The sequence below is a fragment of the Marisediminitalea sp. genome (genome assembly GCF_984433645.1).
Map to the genome: position 1 here is coordinate 61,007 of NZ_CFIDRX010000001.1, position 18,261 is coordinate 79,267.

Consider the following 18,261-nt stretch of genomic DNA (forward strand, 5'->3'; position numbering starts at 1 on the left):
GGTGCAGAAAAGTAGGGACTCACAGACAAGCAGGGACTGGTGCTGTAAAAAAGCCGACATATTACTGTCGGCTTTTTCCATTTTTTCGGTACTGGTGACGCCAGGCTTATTACTCGCCCTCTGCCTCAGCTTCCGGTTTCACCACTTCTAACAACTCTACTTCAAATACCAATGTAGAGTTTGGTGTGATGTTACCTGTAGCACGTTCGCCGTAAGCCAGTTCAGAAGGAATAAAGAAGCGGGTTTTACCGCCTTCTTTCATGGTTTGAACACCTTCCGTCCAACCAGGGATAACACGGTTCAGTGGGAATACCGCAGGTTCGCCGCGAGAGTAAGAAGAATCGAACTCAGTGCCGTCCAGTAAAGTACCTTTGTAGTGTACTTTTACCGTATCAGTTGCAACCGGGCTGGCGCCTTCACCGGCAACCATTACTTCGTACTGTAGGCCAGATTCAGTGGTGACAACACCGTCTTTCTTGCCATTTTCAGCCAGGAATTCTGCACCTTTTACCAGGTTTTCCTCTGCAAGCTGTGTTGCCATTTCCTGTTGCTTGGCGCGCATAGCTTGCTCGCCAGCTTGGGCCAATTGCTGAATTTCGTCAGTTTCGAACAATAACGTGTCGTTCATACCGTCTTTCATGCCTTGCATGATCGCCGCGGTATCCAGACCTTCGCCAAACTGCTCCATTTGCTTGTTACGTGTGAACACGAACATACCCATGCTTGCACCCATCGCGTAGGCTTGCTTTTGGGCGTCAGTCATTTCTTCTTTTTTAATGGCAGGGGCAGCTGCTTGTTCAGTTGCACTTTGCTGAGGCTGACATGCCGCCAGACCCAATGTTGCGATTAGCGAAAGGGCAACAATCGACTTTTGCATAAACTTCTCCGTTATAAATTTAATCCGGCAATTCGCATAGCCCACAATAGCCCGCATCAACTGCCGTATGTAAAGGTAATTTTTTCGCGTCCGATAATAAACTCAGGTACTGTAACACGCTTGGTATAAAAAACGAGTCCCCACCGATGAATTACCGGTTACAACCGGCTAGTGAATCACATTGCACTACGTGTGCGGTGTTTTACAATGGGGGTATACCTTTATATTTGTGACCTGGGCTGATTAAACTGATCGGTTAAACAGGTCAGCCAGGGTAACAACAAAACGCTTATGACCACGATAACTGCAAAATCGTTCCTTCAATTTTTACCAGGTTGTCTGCTGATGCTGGGCTTGTATGGCTGCACGGTGCCGGGCACAGAGCCTGATAACAGCTGGAGGCTGGTTGAAGAAGGAGCTTATGCCGCCGATATTTCGCCAGACGGTCAACTCAGTGTGGTGTCGGGTATCAACAATGGTATTCATGTATGGCGCTATGGCGAGGCACAGCCCTTGTTTCAGTGGAGTCATCAGGGGGAAGGTAATAACCTGGTTGCCAGTGTGCACATAGGCGCAGACAGCCAGTACGCAGTAACGTCAGATCGAGAAGCCTTTGCATTGTGGAGTTTAACCAGCGGGGAACCAGTAGGGTTCTGGCGAATTGATGAGTCCACTATTCGCGATATTGCGGTGTCTAATCAGGGGCGTGGGGTTTTAGTCGGGCGTTCGAATGGTAAGGTGATGTACTTCGAACCTGAATCTGGCCGCCGAATCGAATTTTTAGGGCATCAGGAACGCATTAACAGTGTGGATATCACCCCGAATGGCAACTATGCCTTAACGGGAGGCAATGATTATGTGGCGTATTTGTGGAGTACGCAGACCGGGCAGGTAATCCACACATTTACGCATCCAAGCAGAGTGACTCTGGTAGCGCTGGATGATGCAGGGCGGTATGCCTTTACCGCAGACAGTCAGCAAAAATCCCAGATTTGGAATGTACAAACAGGTGAACCTGTCAGTCAATTGCAGTATATTGCGCGCCAGAAAATCTTTACCGATGCGGTGTTTTCTGAAGATGGTAAGTACTTGCTAACCGGTGCGCCGTCCCGACGAGTTTATGTGTGGGATGTGCAAACGGGTGAGCAAGTGGCTGAATGGAAAGTGGCGCCGCGAGAAAATATGACCCCGCCGTCTGCGGTGGTGTATGCCGTAGGCTTTATTGACCCCCAACATGTGTTGTCAGTGAGCAGCAGCGGATTAGCCGAACTTTGGAGTAATTCATCACTATGACTTCTGAATCACAACAACTTGCCGACGAGCTTGCGGTCGCAAATCAAGCCATAGAAGAACTGCAAACCAAACTGGCGTTTCAGGAACATACCATCGATGCGCTGAATGATGCCTTGTCTTCTCAGCAGCGTCAGCTTGAAAAGATGGAATTTCAGTTGAAGCACGTCATCGACAAAGTAAAAGGCATGGAGCCGTCAAACATTGCCAAAATGTCGGAAGAAACGCCGCCACCGCACTATTAGCGCGGTGAAAAATATTATTTTTTCTCTGCATGTGCGGGCAAATAACTTCATCCAAAGTAGGATTTAGCCGCTCTTTACTTTTCAGCGAAGAGTGGCGCATAATCGTTCAACAAAAGGCAGAATGGACTCGCGTCTGCAACATCAACACACTGTCCTACCTTGCTTTTTAGCGAAAATTCCTATCTACCAACGGATTGTAATTTACATGAAAAAAATAGCAGTTGTACTCATATCCCTCATCCTGTTGGGGTGTGAAGCCACGCCTGTACAAAATGCGTCACAGGTAAAAACGAAAAGTAAACTCAACCCGGACATTCAACTCCCATTAGATGTGTCTGTTGCTTACTACGTTGATAAAAGCAAACCCGATAGAAAAATTAACTTTTATGGAAAACTGGAAGAAGCAGCAGAGCTGGTTGTTAAAGACTTTTTCTCGAACAGCGAAAAGTTGTCTTCCACCAGTGATTTTGATTACTTAATTCAACTGGGAGCTGTGAGCGACTGGGACTTTGTCTGGGGCGGTTACGAGTCTGATCTTGAGCTTGTGATCAAAAACCGCAACGGCGATACCGTATTCAAGCGCCAGGTACAGAGCAGTGCCAGCGGAACAGGCGGGGTGTACGACTTTAACGCGGTGTATAACGCCTTTGTGAAAAGCATTAAAGAAAACCTCATTGATTTCCTGAACAGTCAGGATCGCAATTTAGTTGCTACAGCATCTGAAGCTGACCAACCCGTTTCAATTAAGGATTTCTTTGACGACATTAACCCTGAAGGCTCGGGTACCGGGTTTTACATTGATAAAAACGGTACGCTGGTGACCGCTGCTCATGTTGTAAGCGAGTGTATTCTGGTTGAGGTGAAACACAAAGGCCAAACTCACGCTGCAACCATTGCCAAGTCAAGTGAGTTACTGGATTTAGCCGTACTGACGACGGAATATCAGAACCCGGAAAGCATCTCGATCAGTGAAGAACTCGATGTAAGCTTAGGAAAGCCTTTGTTTGCGACAGGCTTCCCATTGTCTAACTTGCTGTCTGATTATCCTTCGCTTACCGTGGGTAACGTTACCTCACAAGGCGGATTAAAGGGAGCCAAAGGCAGTTTTCAGTTTTCTGCGCCAGTACAGCCGGGTAACAGCGGTGGTGCTGTGGTCGACTACAGCGGTCAGCTTCTGGGGGTCGTTTCTGGCTCTCTGAACCAACGCATGATGCTGACTAACGCCGGTACGACATCGCAAAATGTGAACTTTGCCATTGGTACCTCACTGCTTGCGAAGTTCCTGAACAAAGGGGGCTTCTCGTACAGCACCAATGCGCCGGCAGCGAGTTTTGAAGAGGCATCAAAACAAGCCGTTGAATATACCAATCAAGTTTTATGCTACCAATAAGGGAGTCTCGAACAATGAAAATGTACCGATTTGCCGTAGCATCGTGTTTATTGAGTGTCGCCGCCGTATCTCATTCATTCGCGCAGGACACTGAAGCGGCTATCTTCAACTACACCCACGAGGGAAAGGCGTACCCGCCGGTGTTTTTTGTTACCAATGTTGAAGACAAGTCGATTAAGGAAAAACTAGAAGAATACAAAGCGTTTACTGCATTGGATGACAAGGCTGTGGGCCTGCCTATTGGCGTGCGTGTGCTGAAAGGACATCGTACGAAACAGGATGGCACCCAGTTTTCGTCACTGATGCTGTCAGCCAGTACCCTTGGTATTATCCCGGTTGTATCGAACAAAGAGTTCAAAGTTCGCTATGACGTGTTTGTTCAGGGACGGTCAATTGAGAGTTTTGAGTACATGATGGACTCCACGGACGTGAATAACTTTTGGACATCGGCGTACAAAGAGCATCAGACCACGCCAACGGAAGAGCAGTTCTTGCTGGATACCCTGCCGCAGTTCCTGAATGAGTTAAGTAAATCTGATATTTCTCAGGAAACCTTTGCTGAATACTGGGAGTATTTCGGCGAGTAACAAGCATTGAATTTGCAGGGGCTGGAAGTATCACGGCCCCTGTTAGTTACGCCTTATTTGTGGGCAGGGGCTATTTCCCTGCCAACAAAACCTGCAGCCAACGAATGTCCTCTGGCCCCAGTTTTGCCTTAGCGTGCTTTTCTGGATCGGCCAATATCTCTTTATACACGTGGCTTATAGCCACTTCCGTCAGATGCCGCCAATCACAATGCTCAAGCGCAGGTAAACTGGCGTTTGCCAGATTAGGGTCATGCAGCGGATCGTGCTCCTGCTCATTGGTGCGCAGTGCAAATTCCAGTTCGTTGAGGATAGGGTTAGTCACTTTGAGCGTGGTGGCAGCAGCAAACTGGGCGAGTACGTGCTCTTCGGCCTGTTTCGCCTTTTGCTCAATCTGCGCCCGCGTGGCTTTTTCTCCAAGTGGTTTTAATCCATGACGAGATAACATGCCTGAAATACTCGGGAGCACTGCTTTCAGTGCTATGCCGGCGCCGATGAGAGGATTAAAAATTGCTGCTAATGCGCCCACCGCCAACATTCCGTAAGTGAGCTTGCTGTCCATGGCGTCAATATCGTCGGCCAGTTTTTCCAGGGTGCTTTGCGTATTGCTATTGGTATCAATAGCCATGCTGCGGGCAGTTTCCACCATATGCAAACGCAGTGCGCCCTCGTAATGCTCGTTAGGAAAATGAAATACGCGCCGTTTTGGCAGGTCATTTATCTCCGGCGAGCCTGATGGCAGTGATCGCATGGTGTGCAATGAAAAGCCAATATCACAGGTGTGATTAGGAATAACAAAGTAGTGCTTTTCATCGTACTGCACGTCCTGTGGCTCGCTGCGTTCAAGGGACACAATAACGGGTAAAGCGCCTATATGCTCTTTTACCATCCTAAGCTTGGTATCCAGCTCCGCTTTCGCCGCATCCCAACTTTTACTAACTCGGTTGAGCCAATCCTTCATATAACGCTATTTCCATTTGTGTTGTAAGCAAAGTGTACGCTTATAAAACAACCAGGCACTTACTTTCTGTTTGGGAGTACAGCAATGAGTATTCGTAAAGAAAGGCACTGACTGCTAAATCGAATGTAGCAGCGACTGCCCTGACTCGGTAAACACATAACTCAGCGCAGCAAGATTAAGTGCCACCATGCACCAAAATGTGACCTTAAATGTGGTTTTGCTGGATTTATGACGTAGGGTGCGCTGCGCTACATACGCACCAGGCCAGCCGCCGAGCAAGGCAATGAGCTGTAGGTGGGCTTCAGGGGTTCGCCATCGGCCGTGTTGCGCCGCTGACTTGTCCCAGGCATACATCAGAAATGCCAGCAAACTGGCGCCCGCATAAATGAACAGCAATTCACCCGGTATTATGCGAAGTACGGCCAGTGCAACCAGAGCAATGCAAAACGCCAACGTGATCAAAACAGCGTGTTTACTGCTGCCTGAGGAGCGGTGCGTTTTCGGTTTACGGGTATGGCCGGATTTATGATCTGCCAGCAACATGACGTTAACTGCTTTTGCCTTGCCGTCTGTCTGCTGGGCTACTTCATAAACGATGATGTCACCGTCAACAGGGCGTCTGGAACGACGCGAAAAGGCGCTGATGTGCACAAACGCCCGCAGGCCGCCGCCATTGGGCTGCACAAAGCCAAATCCTTTGGCATCGTTCCAGTTACTTAGCTTTCCCTGGTGTTTCAAACTCTGAAACACAAGACTTAACTGGCTTTCGGTGTTTCAGTTGTTTCTTCCGTCGCCGAGGCATCGTCAGTGGCGTTCGCCGGCGTTAAATTCCCATCGATAATGGCATTGCCGTGTAACAGGTCTTCCAGCGTGCCTTTTTCTTTGTCTACCAGGCCTACTTCACGAAGTAATGAGTCCACTAACGGCGCATTCGCACGGTAGTTCAGTGCTGCGCGGGTCACCTGATCAGACAGGCTACCGCCTTCGTTATGCGTGCTGCCTACGCCACCCGCGCCGGCGTTATACCCTTGCAGGATTTTAATGCCGTCGATGTTTTCCAATGGCTTAACGGCACTGGCAATGATCTCTGGTAGAACTTTGAGTACAGCCAATGAACGCTGCAGGTCGATTTGCTCTTCTTTCAACGTGTTTTCGGCGTCGTATAACGCTTTCTTACCCGCGGCTTCTACCGCGAAAACTTTCTCATCGGCTTCTGCTTGCAGTTTCTTGGCGTCGGCAGAGGCTTTAGCTTCGGTCAGAATGGCTTCTGATGTATTGATGGCCGCTTCGCGTTTGGCTTCGGCTTCTACGGTAATGTTAACCGCTTCACGCTCTGCCTCTTTACGGGCGTCGATCACTTCGATTTCCATTCTACGGTTTGCTTCCGCGACCTGACGTGCCGTGGTAACCGCTTCTTCTTTCTCTACTTTCAGCTTCTCGGCTTCCGCTGCTTTGGCGCGGGCTGCAGATTCTTCTTCCGACTTGTTCGCAATGGCAATTTGCTTGTTTTGCTCAGCCACTTCTAACTGCTGAAGCTGCTGAATACGCGCTTCTTCAATAGCCCGGCGCTTTTCAATTTCGCGGGCTTCGATGTCGCGGTCTTTTTCAATTTGTGACGCAGCAATAGCTTTGTCTTTGGCAATCTCTGCCTGACGTTCTTCTTGTTCTTTCTCTTCGCGCTGCTTGGAAATTTCTGCTTTTTGCTCCTGGCGTTTGAATGCCAGTGCTTGTTCTTGCAGAATTTTAGCTTCTTCTTCGTCACGCTTGATGTTTAACGATAGCTTTTCCGCTTCCAGGTTACGCTGTTCAATCTGAATGCGGTTTTCCTGCTGGATGTCGTTGGTTTCTTTGCGCTTTTCTTCAATGATTTTGGCTAGGCGAGCACGACCTTCGGCGTCGAATGCGTTGTTTTCATTGAAGAACTGTAAGTCGGTCTGGTCGAAGCCGGTTAAGCTTACCGATTCCAGTTCTAACCCGTTTTTCTCCAAATCGTTCGCTACACTTTGCTGTACTTTTTGTACAAAGTCGGCGCGCTGTTCGTGCATTTCGGTCATGGTCATTTCAGCGGCAACGGCACGAAGCACGTCAACAAACTTCGATTCCATCAGCTTTTTCACTTCTTCGGCACGGGTGGTGCGTGTACCAAGTGTTTGCGCGGCCATCGAAATGCCACTGGCATTCGGCGCTACGCGCAAATAGAAGTCGGCTTTCACGTCAACCCGCATGCGATCTTTAGTGATCAAGGCGTCTTTCTGCGTTTTTTCCACTTCAATACGCAGGGTGTTCATGTTGACCGGAATGATTTCGTGTACCACCGGTAGTACAATGGCGCCACCGTCTTTAATGACTTTCTCACCACCTAAACCGGTTCGCACGAACGCAGTTTCTTTAGTGGCACGCGTATACAAGCGCGCAAATAAAAAGCCAACTGTGATAGCGGCAATAAGGGCTGCACCGGCCGTAAACAGAATAGCGGGGAGGTTACTCAGATCTGTCGAATCCATGCTTACTACTTCCTTTGAGGTTTAAAGTTCTATATAGCGGGTGGCCAGCCAGCTGTGGTGTTGCTTTTTCACCAGCACCACCTTGTCGCCTTGTTGAAATATGTCTTTGGGCTCAATGGGTTCAACCAGCAAATAGTGGGGCTGTTCAAACGCATCTAAAAATTTGGCTTCTGCCGGGCTGGCGGCTCTTGCCGTGCCCACTGTGATATGACCTACGGAACCGACTAATTGTTCCGAGCTGGTGGCAGACGACTCGTGTTTCGGCAATAAACGGGCAATTACCCCGCCTAAACGCGCAGTAATGATCAGTGCGGCAATAACCGAAATGGTAACAACAATAAATACCGGGAAGTGTCCGCCAATCGCAGACTGAGAAACCATATTGGTGAGAATGCCAATGATACCGAAAGAGGTAAGTAGAATAACCAGCCACACCATGAGTGGCAGGCGGTCGAGTGACAACCAGCTGGCAAGTGCGGTCAGACTGCCTGCTGATGCGACGGCATCGGCGTCGAAATCAACCTGGTCGTCGGCAAGGCCAAGCAGGCTAATGCCCATAAGCGTCCCGACGACTTCCATAACAAACAGTGCTGCAACAATACCGAGCGCACAGCTAAACCAAAAATTGGCGTCGCTAAGAAAAAATGACAGCATTTCCACCGTCCCTGATGGTCCTAACAGGCACTCAGTGTAGTCATTTTTTTAGGCTGGGGCAAAAATTTTAACGCCGGTTAATTAGTTGGTTACCGGGGCTTTTTTAAGGATATACAGTCGCCAGATGGTAAAGCTGTTTACCATCAACAAAGTAGCTTCCAGCATGGTGCCACCAATCGACCCGACAATAATGTTATTGGTGAGCCAGCACAGTGCGCCACATAAAAACGCCAGGCGCATTTTTATGCCCGATAGACAATACAGCGCATAAGTGCCAATGCAGGTACCAATGATAGGAAATAAGTCATACCACACATCGGCGAAATACAATCCGATAGCCAGTGTCATGACGATAAAGATATACGCCACCGTGCGGGAGCGGGTTTTAATCGACAACCCGGTTCGAACCACCGACAGCAAGGCACTCAGGCACGCAGTAAACGCACCCAGCAACGCAAAATGCAGGGCGTGATTTAAGTTCATCACCACCATCATAATGCGCAGGCGCTGATCGTTTTTTTGGTAAAAGCACAAAATGCCAAGCACAAAGCTTAGCAAGCCAAATGCTTGAGCCAGATTAAATTCAGGCATAACTAGAATTACCAGACTGTAAGTAAATACTTACTCTTTAAAAACTAGATGTTAGTCGGGCTTAAATACGCCAATGACGTTTTCGGTACCACGACTTGCAGACTGCACATTTGCCTGTGGCTGGGATTCCGTGTAATCACATTCCACACAAGCCAGTTTCTCAACGTTGTTTTCAAAGTACAGCATAATGGTGTCTGTGGCTTTGCAATTCGGGCAGGTTGCACCGGCAACAAACCGTTTTCGCTGACGTTTACTCATAATACACACCACAATTATTCATTAATGAAATACGCCCTCACGACAAAGAAGATCGCCGCGTTGGGTTCTGCTATTATACCGCGCTTAATAGCGATATCACAGGCAATCAACGTTTTATGATCCAGTTATCACAGATCACCTTCATGCGCGGCAGCAAAGTACTGCTGGACGAAGCGTCTGCGCAGGTGTTCCCCGGACACAAAGTCGCCCTCATTGGCAGTAATGGCTGCGGTAAGTCGAGCCTGTTTGCGTTGCTACGCGGCGAGCTCACGCTGGATGCAGGCGACGCCAGTGTGCCGGGCGACTGGCGGATCGTCAGTGTTGCACAGGAAACGCCAGCGGTATCGCGCAGTGCCATTGAATACGTCATCGACGGCGATAAGGTTTTACGCAATCTGCAACAACAGTTGGCGCAAGCGGAAGAGGCTGGCGACGGCGAGGCTATTGCGAAGTATCACGACCTGTTGGCTCAGGCTGGTGCCTATGACGTAGAGGCGCGGGCAGCGACAATCTTAGATGGTTTAGGTTTTTCGACTGCGCAGCTCAGTGCGCCGGTCACTGATTTTTCAGGTGGTTGGCGAATGCGTCTTAATTTGGCGCAGGCACTGTTGTGCCCGTCTGATTTATTGCTGCTCGACGAACCAACCAACCACCTGGATTTAGACGCGGTGATTTGGTTGGAGCGTTGGTTACAGCGTTATCAGGGGACATTACTGCTCATTTCCCACGACAAAGCCTTTATCGATAACTGCGTGGCGCAGATAATCAGCGTAGAGCACCAAAAATTGGTGACTTATACGGGCAATTACTCCAGTTATGAAACTCAGCGCGCAGAGCGTATTCGCTTGCAGGACATCGAATATCGCAAGCAGCAGGACAAAATCGCCCACCTGGAATCCTTTATTAACCGCTTTAAGGCCAAAGCCAGTAAAGCGAAGCAGGCGCAAAGCCGGATTAAGCAGTTAGAGCGCATGGAAACCCTGTTACCTGCGCACCACGCCAGCCAGTTTAGCTTTGAATTTAAAACGCCAACGGCATTGCCTAATCCGTTAGTGCAAATGGAACAGATCACGTTGGGATACGACGACCATATCGTGTTGCAACAGGTAAAGTTAAACCTGGTACCGGGGAGTCGCATCGGGTTACTGGGCCGCAATGGTCAGGGTAAATCTACCCTCATCAAGTTGCTTGCACAGGTACACGAACCCAAAACCGGGGTATTTACCACCGCCAAAGGCCTGAATGTGGGCTACTTTGCTCAGCATCAGTTGGAAACACTGGACCCGGCTGCATCGGCGTTATTACATCTGCAGCGGCTGGACAAAATCGCTACCGAGCAACAGTTGCGTGATTACCTCGGAGGCTTTGGTTTCCATGGCGATGAGGCAACCGCGCCGGTGGCGCCAATGTCGGGTGGTGAAAAAGCTCGACTGGTATTAGCGCTTATTGTTTATCAGAAACCGAACCTGCTGTTGCTCGACGAACCGACCAACCACCTGGATTTGGAAATGCGCCATGCGCTTAACTTGGCGCTGCAAGGGTTTGAAGGTGCGATGGTGCTGGTATCGCACGACCGTTTCTTATTGTCTGCGGTGTGTGAGGATTTCTATTTGGTAGACAGAGGCGAAGTGGCACCATTTGACGGTGATCTGGACGACTACCGGGATTGGATCTTAGCGCAACAGCAAGAAGACAAGCCGGTTTCAGAGAAGCCAAAAGTGGATCGCAAAGCTGAAAAGCGGCGTGAAGCCGAGTTTCGCCAGGCAACGGCCCCGCTTCGCAAACAAATTCAGCAAGCCGAACAGCAAATGGAAAAGCTTAATAAATCACTGGCAGACGTCGAGTCGTCCCTGTCAGACACCGCGTTATATGAAGCTGACCAAAAGCCACAGCTCATGAAGCTGCTCGACGAGCAAACCAGCATCAAAAATAAGTTAGACGATGCAGAAGCGTTGTGGCTGGAAGCCCAGGAAGCATTAGAAGATGCAAAAGCCGAGTATGATGTTAACGCCTGAGGATTTTTGGCAATTCAGCGTTAGCAGATACGGTAAACCCGGTGTGGCCGACGCCTGTCTGACGCTGCAGGACCAGTTTGGTATTAACGTGAATCTGGTGCTGCTGTATTGCTGGTGTATTGAGCATAACTATCAACCTTCATCTGCAGCGCGAGAGGCGATGCAGGACGCGGTGGCGCAAACCAATCCGGCTATTGAGTTGCATCGGCAAAAACGACGGTTGGCAAAAGGTTCACCGAATTACGAAGCTATGAAGCAAGCTGAGCTGGAACTGGAAGCAGAACAACAACGTGCGTTAGTGGCAGCATTGTGTTTTTTTGAAAGTGAAACAGAAACCACGGACATCAATGATCCAATTGAGCGTCTGGCGCACTATTTACACGTAGCAACGCAACCTGACATTAACCCCTACTTACAAGCAGTACTATGATTCGCGCACTTTCTTCACACGGACGGATATTACAAAGTAGCTTTCAGGCCCCCAAATGGGCTCGAAACCGCCACATACAAACCATATGGCCCCGCTTTATTCAAAAACGCATGCCGCTTCGCTACACCATGGAGCGAGTGAAATTACCCGACAGCGATTTTGTCGACCTGGCCTGGGGGCCTGCTCCGCCATCGCCAAGCGGAATGGTGGTCATGTTTCACGGCCTGGAAGGGTCGATCAACTCGCATTACGCCAACGACATGATGGCCTTTTTGACCAAAGCGGGTTGGCAGGTTGTGCTAATGCACTTCAGAGGTTGTAGCGGCGAAATTAATCAGGCGCCCAGGGCATATCACTCGGGTGAAACCAGCGATCCGGCGTTTATTCTGTCATTGCTGAATGAGCGCTATCCTGCCCTGCCAAAAGTGGCCATGGGCTTTTCTCTTGGCGCCAATATGTTACTCAAGTTATTGGGGGAGAATCCTCAGGCACTAGGCTTAAAAGCCGCCATTGCTATTTCAGCGCCGCTAAAGCTGGATGAGTGTGCTGCCAGTGTGAATCAGGGATTTTCCAAGGTTTATCAGAAGTACCTGCTGAACAGCATGAAGCATAACCTGCTGCAGAAAATGCAAAAGATTGATTACCGCGGTATTTTGCAAATCAGTCAGCACGATATTCAGGGTATTCATACGTTTCGGGATTTCGACGACAAAGTTACTGCACCGCTGCACGGTTACCAGGATGCCGACGATTATTACGAAAAATGCAGTGCGTTCTATTTTCTAAAAGGCATACACTGCCCTACGCTAATTTTACACGCGCTGGACGATCCTTTCATGAATGAAAACGTGGTGCCGGGAGAGCAAGATCTGTCGTCTGCAGTGACGCTGGAACTGAGTGAGCACGGTGGTCATGTCGGCTTTATGCAGGGCACGCCAGTTAAACCGGTCATTTGGATGCATGAACGTGTAAAGCGATTTTTTGCTGATTACTTACCGTTACAGGCGGCGTTATGATCATCCCCATTAGTGAGTTGTCTGCCGACACATTGGAAAATATTGCCAAAGAGTTCGTGCTGCGCGAAGGCACCGATTACGGCGAAATGGAATTTGATCTCTCAACTAAAGTGGAGCAAGTGCTGGCGCAGTTGCGCAGTGGCAAGGCGGTATTGGTCTATTCGGAATTACATGAAACGGTAGATATTCAGCAAGCAGATCGCTACCAGGGAGAGGAGTAACACAGCGTATTCAATGAACACGCTGCGTTGAATCGATGAGTGTTTAGAAAGCGTAACGCGCTGTAACTTGCAGCACATCGGCATCGTCGATGAATTTGTAGCTCGCACCTACCGCAAACTGTGGATTGAAGTAATAGTTTGCGCCTACTTTCAGCGTAATGTCGCCTTCGTCGACGTCGAAGTAACCCAGCTCACCGTTTAATTCCAGTTCTGGCGAAATCATTGAGCGCACACCGGTCACCAGGCTGTATCCATTGTCGTCGTAGTTGTCCGCGTCAATGCGTTCGAAGTTTGCGCCTACATAGGCATCGGTGGTGTTATTCACCGATAGACGGTAGCCACCACCCAATGTGAGTGTAGTAAAGTCAAAGCCTGACTCGTCCAGCCAGCCAAATTCACCGTTGGCGTAAAAATTACCATCGAGTAAATATTTCCCGGCAACGTGTAAACCATCAGGTTCAATGTTGCTGTTGTCAAAACCATAGCGGGTGTAACCCCCTTCTACATAGCGCCAGTCCGGCGTGTCCGCCAACGCAGGAAGAGAAACAGAAAGCAGGGTGCTGCCGGCTAACATCAGTTTTGTGATTAATTTCATACAAAATTCCTTATCAACAAATGAATCTCCCTGACTATCGCAAACACCGGGCCAACCCAGCTATCTGTTGCTATTAAATTTAAATAAATACAATTAAATCAATGTCTTGATTGTAATTTTTTGCTCTGCCTTGCTTTTATATAGCTTCCCGGCGGGAAAGACACACAACGATCTCATGGCATAGTGTTGCAAATTCCCTACACTTTCTTGGCCTAAAGTATAAGTTACACGGTCTTGGGTGTTATGAGTTGCGACAAAAAGTGAATGTTTACGTTTTTTAACCTAATGAATTTTATGGATTTTGTTTATTTTTTCTGTGTTGGGAACAGGGTTGGATCGGGAATTGCTCTATGACGTTACAGGTGCAAGGAATTCATAACATTGGAGATCAACATGGCGCTTTTTCTAACAGCCGATTCCCGACCGGCGCGCTATTTGGCACAAACAGGTTCACAGTATAGTAAGGTCGCAATCGCTGGCCTATGCTTGCTTATGGCAAGTTTCGCGGCGATTGCTGAGCCGGCACCCGCTTATCAGGGTGTGCCGCCACAGGCCAAAATTTTACAAAGCGTCATTGAGTCTGCTGAGCAAGCTGCTTCGCAAGACTTTGAGACGAGCGATCACGATCTGGATGACGCTTTGAAAAATATGGATTATCAAACATACCGGGCCATTCGCTTTAATGCTGAAAGTAGCTTATGGCGCGGCGAAAACGACTACGAAGTACAGTTTTTTCACCCGGGGTTCTTATATCAGCAGCCCGTGACGGTTTATACGGTAGGCAGCGACAACCAGCCAGTTCGTTTGCCGTTTCAGCGTGATGCATTCAAGTACGATGCTACAGCGGCACCGCTGGCCGGTGTTACCAAAGAAAATAACGGCTATGCCGGTTTCCGTGTGCACTACCCAATAAAGAACCAACAATACAAAGACGAGTTCGCGGTGTTCCTGGGCGCGTCGTATTTTCGCTTGGTAGGTGAGTCGCATGTTTACGGTATTTCTGCACGTGGCCTGGCGATCGATACCGGCTTGCCAGAAGGTGAGGAATTCCCGCATTTTACCGAATTCTGGCTGATCGAACCCAAAGACGGCGAGCCGATTACCGTGTATGCCCGCCTGGAAAGCCCGTCGGTAAGTGGTGCGTATAAGTTCGTTATCACACCGGGGAGCGAGTCAGCTATGCAGGTAGAAAGCTGGTTGTTTGCCCGCGAAGACGTGAATAAATTAGGTGTTGCGCCGTTTACCAGCATGTTCCTGTACGGCGAAAACAGCAGCAAGACGCCAGATGACTATCGGCCTGAGGTGCACGATAGCGATGGCATGTTGCTGCACACTCAGTCGGGTGAACAAATCTGGCGTCCGCTGACAAATCCTTCACAGCTGCAAATAACGTCTATGCGCGACACCGCGCCAAAGGGCTTTGGTGTATTGCAGCGCGATACGGCCTTCGACAATTACCTGGACAGCGAAGCGAACTATCACATTCGCCCTGGTTTATGGGTAACCCCTCAGCAAGGTTTTGAGGCGGGTCGATTGGAGCTGGTGGAGATCCCAACGAACTCGGAAACCCACGACAATATCGTCGCGTACTGGGTGCCGGAAGCACCGTTTAAAGCGGGCGAGCACCGCTACTTTGCTTACACCCTGTCAACTGTGACCGGATTGGGTGAAGGCGTTATCGACGGCGAATCAGAAGCAACTATTGCCCGCGTGATCAGAACACGACAAGGAGCGGCGGTGTTGCCTGGTGAGCAGGACAACGCCGTGGCGACCCGACGCTTTGTTGTGGACTTTGCAGTGCCTGAGGACATGACTTTCGACCCGGCCAAGCTGGAAGTCAAAGCCGGTGTTGCACAGGGTACGATTCGTCAGGTAAGGGTATTTCCTGTCGACGGTGGCAAAACGCTGAGAGCCACGTTCCTTGTTACACCACAAGGGAATAAAGCGACCGATATGCGAATTTTCATTCATCAAAATAACCAACGTGTCAGTGAGGTATGGAACTATGTCTACCAAGCAAAATAATCCCCACTCGCACGCTACTCACCGTGCGCCTAATGCAGCTTCTCTGCGTACCTGGGGCGAGGGTGTGCGACTATCCATCATGGCGTTACTGGTGTTGCCAACGACCTCGTTGGCGACCTGGAGCCTGTACGAAATTTTTAAACCGAATCAGTTAACCGGGTTGGAAATTGCCCAACTAGTGCTGAGCACGGTACTGTTTTTATGGTTGTCCATGTCGTTCTGGACGGCCGCAATCGGGTTTGTTTTGAAGCTGTTTAACATTGACCCGTTAAGTATGCAAAAAGCACAGCCGAGCCCGAATGCCAACACCCCGCTAACGCAGCGTCACGCTGTGGTTATGCCGGTATACAACGAAGACACACGCCGTATTATGGTGGGTTTCGAAGCCTGTGTGCGTGAGTTACTCAACAGTAAACAAGGCGCACAGTTCGACTTCTACATGTTGTCTGACACCACGAAACCAGAGATGGCTCAGGCGGAACTGGCTGCATGGGAAGCGCTACAGCAACGTCTTGGTGCTGCGGCTGGTCAGGTTTTCTACCGTCGTCGTGAAAAGAACGTTGGTCGTAAAGTTGGCAACCTGGCTGACTTCTGTCAGCGTTGGGGCAGTCAGTACGAGTCGATGATAGTGCTGGACGCCGACAGTATTATGTCAGCTGAACGCATGTTGGATTTGGCGCAGCGTATTGAACAAAACCCGGACACCGCACTGGTACAAACCATTCCAATGCCGGTGCGCCAGCACACCTTTTTTGCGCGCTTTGTGCAATTTGCCGCGCACTTGTACAGCCCGATGCTGGCTACCGGGTTGTCATTCTGGCAAACCGACAGCGCCAATTACTGGGGCCATAACGCAATTATTCGTATCGCGCCTTTTATGCAACATTGTGGCTTGCCTACCCTGCCCGGGAAAGAACCGTTTGGCGGTGATATTTTAAGTCACGACTTTGTTGAGGCTGCATTGCTGCGACGCGCTGGCTGGCAGGCGTATCTGCTAACAGAGACTACCGGCAGCTATGAAGAAGTCCCGTCGAATATGATTGAATACGCTACCCGTGACCGTCGCTGGGTACAAGGCAATATTCAACACCTGGGTTTGTTGGGCGTAAAAGGCCTGAAGACCACCAGTCGCCTGCACTTTTTGTTCGGCGCCTTTGCCTATATTTCGTCGTTGCTGCTGTTGATGGTGCTGGCGTTTGGCACCGCTGACGCGCTGATCAAAGCGTTGACTCCGGTTCAGTTTTTCAGTTCGCCGTATCAGTTGTTCCCGGATTGGCAGATTGCCCGTCAGGGTCTGATGTTTGCCACCATGTGGGGCACCATGGCGATGCTGTTTATGCCTAAAATTCTGGGCTTGGTGCTGGCACTTATTCAGCGCCGTGATGAATTTGGTGGCGCATGGCGTTTGCTTAAAGGCGGTGTAATGGAACTGGTGATGGCCATTATTATTGCGCCGCTGATGATGTTCTATCACAGCTACTTTGTGCTCAGTGTGTTTATGGGCACCTCTGTTAAGTGGGAAGCACAGGCCCGTGAGGGCAGCATGGTGCCGTGGAGTGTGGCGTTCAAGCGTTCACACGTGGCTACTCTCACCGCTTTAGTCTGGGGTTCAGTAACGGCGTATTACACGCCGGCGTTATTTGCCTGGTTGTCACCTGTGCTGGTGGGCCTGCTGCTGGCAGCACCAATTATTCGCCTTACGTCCAGTTTGAGTCTGGGTAAAGCCAGCTTCCGCAGTGGCATCTTTGTGATCCATGACGAGTTAAAAGAATGTCAGGCGCTTAAGCGTGTACGTTTGGGCATGGCAAATTACCGCGAACCAGTGTTGGCAGAAGCCGGTGCGTTGCCTGTACCGGCGTTACCGGAAACCCATTGGGTGCCCATGACCATTCAGGACTTCAAAGAAAAGCCTGCTCCACGGGCTCTGCCGCAGGCTGCTGCTTAACAGGGAGTTAAAAAAACAAGTTAATCAAAGGCGGGTGCAGACAATTCTCCTCAGGCTGCCCCGCCTTTTCTATTTCTGAAGGGGTTATTTCTCGAAAGTAACGCTAAAGGTTACTGGAGCATTAAAGGTAATGCTCTTCAGACCCGCGATGTTTTGCAATGCTTCAACGCCGCCTTTCAGGCCAAAGGTGTCGGCGCCAATCAAGGTAGGTGAAACCGTTGATGCTTGAATCGTATCGTCAGACAGCTTGCTTACCATTACGTTAAAGCTGACTGGTGCAGTCATACCGTGTAGGCTCAGTTCACCTTCAACCACACTTGCTTTACTGGTGCCGGCTGCCATATCCAACAGTGCTGACGGTAGATTGGCGCTGAAGGTTGCGGTAGGGTATTTAGCCACTTCAAACAGCATTTCCTGCATGCGGGTGTTGCGAATAGGAATATTGGTGTTCACTGAATCCAGAGGCACTTCGATGGTTAAGGTGCCAGAGTCAGACAGTTTGCCGGAAAAATGGTCAAAGCTGTGGACTTCAGTAACCTGCGCGTTTTTGGTGGACATGAAGTGCAAAGCAGAATTGTCCTGATCCAACGTCCATTGGGCAAACGCTGACGCTGAAAGTAAACCAGAAAGTAACACTACAGATTGTTTAAACATAAACTC

19 protein-coding genes are annotated in these 18,261 nt (G+C 49.6%); 10 read left to right on the top strand and 9 right to left on the bottom strand.

Going from position 1 to position 18,261, the window contains the following annotated elements; all coding sequences use genetic code 11:
- Positions 1-109 precede the first annotated feature (109 nt).
- Positions 110-877 carry an FKBP-type peptidyl-prolyl cis-trans isomerase gene (fkpA, locus tag AC4MRN_RS00280; protein WP_073318042.1) on the bottom strand — a complete coding sequence of 256 codons (768 nt, stop codon included), beginning with the start codon at positions 875-877 and terminating at the stop codon, positions 110-112.
- Positions 878-1,222: 345 nt separating this feature from the next.
- Here fkpA and AC4MRN_RS00285 point away from each other — a divergent pair, with 345 nt between their 5' ends.
- The 4 genes from AC4MRN_RS00285 to AC4MRN_RS00300 all read left to right on the top strand — a co-directional run bounded on the left by AC4MRN_RS00285 (position 1,223) and on the right by AC4MRN_RS00300 (position 4,389).
- Entirely contained in the window at positions 1,223-2,170 is a 948-nt protein-coding gene (locus AC4MRN_RS00285; RefSeq protein ID WP_491202180.1) for a WD40 repeat domain-containing protein, read from the top strand.
- Entirely contained in the window at positions 2,167-2,412 is a 246-nt protein-coding gene (locus AC4MRN_RS00290) for a SlyX family protein (protein WP_073318038.1), read from the top strand. Before AC4MRN_RS00285 ends, AC4MRN_RS00290 begins: the two co-directional genes overlap by 4 nt.
- 205 nt (positions 2,413-2,617) lie before the next feature.
- Positions 2,618-3,802, top strand: coding sequence for a S1 family peptidase (locus AC4MRN_RS00295; RefSeq protein WP_073318035.1), 1,185 nt, complete (start codon positions 2,618-2,620; stop codon positions 3,800-3,802).
- Positions 3,803-3,816: 14 nt separating this feature from the next.
- Positions 3,817-4,389 carry a hypothetical protein gene (locus tag AC4MRN_RS00300; protein WP_255051819.1) on the top strand — a complete coding sequence of 191 codons (573 nt, stop codon included), beginning with the start codon at positions 3,817-3,819 and terminating at the stop codon, positions 4,387-4,389.
- Positions 4,390-4,459: 70 nt separating this feature from the next.
- On the opposite strand, the gene AC4MRN_RS00305 is transcribed toward AC4MRN_RS00300, so the two are convergent.
- The 6 genes from AC4MRN_RS00305 to AC4MRN_RS00330 form a co-directional block, all read right to left on the bottom strand.
- On the bottom strand, positions 4,460-5,347 hold the full coding sequence (locus AC4MRN_RS00305) for a hypothetical protein (RefSeq protein ID WP_491202168.1): 888 nt from the start codon (positions 5,345-5,347) through the stop codon (positions 4,460-4,462).
- Positions 5,348-5,461: 114 nt separating this feature from the next.
- On the bottom strand, positions 5,462-6,097 hold the full coding sequence (locus AC4MRN_RS00310) for a DUF1294 domain-containing protein (protein WP_491202169.1): 636 nt from the start codon (positions 6,095-6,097) through the stop codon (positions 5,462-5,464).
- A 5-nt stretch (positions 6,098-6,102) separates the two neighbouring features.
- On the bottom strand, positions 6,103-7,851 hold the full coding sequence (locus tag AC4MRN_RS00315) for a flotillin family protein (RefSeq protein WP_491202170.1): 1,749 nt from the start codon (positions 7,849-7,851) through the stop codon (positions 6,103-6,105).
- A gap of 21 nt (positions 7,852-7,872) precedes the next feature.
- A complete protein-coding gene (locus AC4MRN_RS00320; RefSeq protein ID WP_073318024.1) occupies positions 7,873-8,505 on the bottom strand; it encodes an OB-fold-containig protein in 633 nt (210 codons plus the stop codon).
- A gap of 81 nt (positions 8,506-8,586) precedes the next feature.
- Positions 8,587-9,096, bottom strand: coding sequence for a YgjV family protein (locus tag AC4MRN_RS00325; protein WP_370241785.1), 510 nt, complete (start codon positions 9,094-9,096; stop codon positions 8,587-8,589).
- A 51-nt stretch (positions 9,097-9,147) separates the two neighbouring features.
- Complete coding sequence (locus AC4MRN_RS00330) at positions 9,148-9,354, bottom strand: YheV family putative zinc ribbon protein (RefSeq protein ID WP_073318018.1); 207 nt, start codon at positions 9,352-9,354, stop codon at positions 9,148-9,150.
- 116 nt (positions 9,355-9,470) lie between these two features.
- Here AC4MRN_RS00330 and AC4MRN_RS00335 point away from each other — a divergent pair, with 116 nt between their 5' ends.
- The 4 genes from AC4MRN_RS00335 to AC4MRN_RS00350 are packed head-to-tail and all read left to right on the top strand — an operon-like array spanning position 9,471 to position 13,036.
- Positions 9,471-11,369 carry an ATP-binding cassette domain-containing protein gene (locus AC4MRN_RS00335; protein ID WP_155016411.1) on the top strand — a complete coding sequence of 633 codons (1,899 nt, stop codon included), beginning with the start codon at positions 9,471-9,473 and terminating at the stop codon, positions 11,367-11,369.
- Positions 11,338-11,799, top strand: a complete 462-nt coding sequence (locus tag AC4MRN_RS00340) for a TIGR02444 family protein (protein WP_370241786.1) — start codon at positions 11,338-11,340, stop codon at positions 11,797-11,799. The genes AC4MRN_RS00335 and AC4MRN_RS00340 overlap by 32 nt, the downstream gene beginning before the upstream one ends.
- Entirely contained in the window at positions 11,796-12,815 is a 1,020-nt protein-coding gene (locus AC4MRN_RS00345) for a hydrolase (RefSeq protein ID WP_073318009.1), read from the top strand. Before AC4MRN_RS00340 ends, AC4MRN_RS00345 begins: the two co-directional genes overlap by 4 nt.
- Complete coding sequence (locus tag AC4MRN_RS00350; protein WP_073318006.1) at positions 12,812-13,036, top strand: YheU family protein; 225 nt, start codon at positions 12,812-12,814, stop codon at positions 13,034-13,036. Before AC4MRN_RS00345 ends, AC4MRN_RS00350 begins: the two co-directional genes overlap by 4 nt.
- Before the next feature lie 43 nt (positions 13,037-13,079).
- Here the strand turns inward: AC4MRN_RS00350 and AC4MRN_RS00355 are convergent, their stop codons facing one another.
- A complete protein-coding gene (locus tag AC4MRN_RS00355) occupies positions 13,080-13,631 on the bottom strand; it encodes an outer membrane beta-barrel protein (RefSeq protein ID WP_073318003.1) in 552 nt (183 codons plus the stop codon).
- Between the two features lie 393 nt (positions 13,632-14,024).
- Here AC4MRN_RS00355 and AC4MRN_RS00360 point away from each other — a divergent pair, with 393 nt between their 5' ends.
- Both AC4MRN_RS00360 and mdoH read left to right on the top strand, forming a co-directional pair.
- Positions 14,025-15,656, top strand: a complete 1,632-nt coding sequence (locus AC4MRN_RS00360; protein ID WP_491202171.1) for an OpgD/OpgG family glucan biosynthesis protein — start codon at positions 14,025-14,027, stop codon at positions 15,654-15,656.
- Positions 15,637-17,601 (top strand): glucans biosynthesis glucosyltransferase MdoH, encoded by a 1,965-nt coding sequence (gene mdoH, locus AC4MRN_RS00365; protein ID WP_491202172.1) that lies wholly within the window; start codon positions 15,637-15,639, stop codon positions 17,599-17,601. The genes AC4MRN_RS00360 and mdoH overlap by 20 nt, the downstream gene beginning before the upstream one ends.
- Positions 17,602-17,685: 84 nt before the next feature.
- Here mdoH and AC4MRN_RS00370 read toward each other — a convergent pair whose 3' ends face one another.
- Positions 17,686-18,255, bottom strand: coding sequence for a YceI family protein (locus tag AC4MRN_RS00370; RefSeq protein ID WP_488801155.1), 570 nt, complete (start codon positions 18,253-18,255; stop codon positions 17,686-17,688).
- Positions 18,256-18,261: the final 6 nt, after the last annotated feature.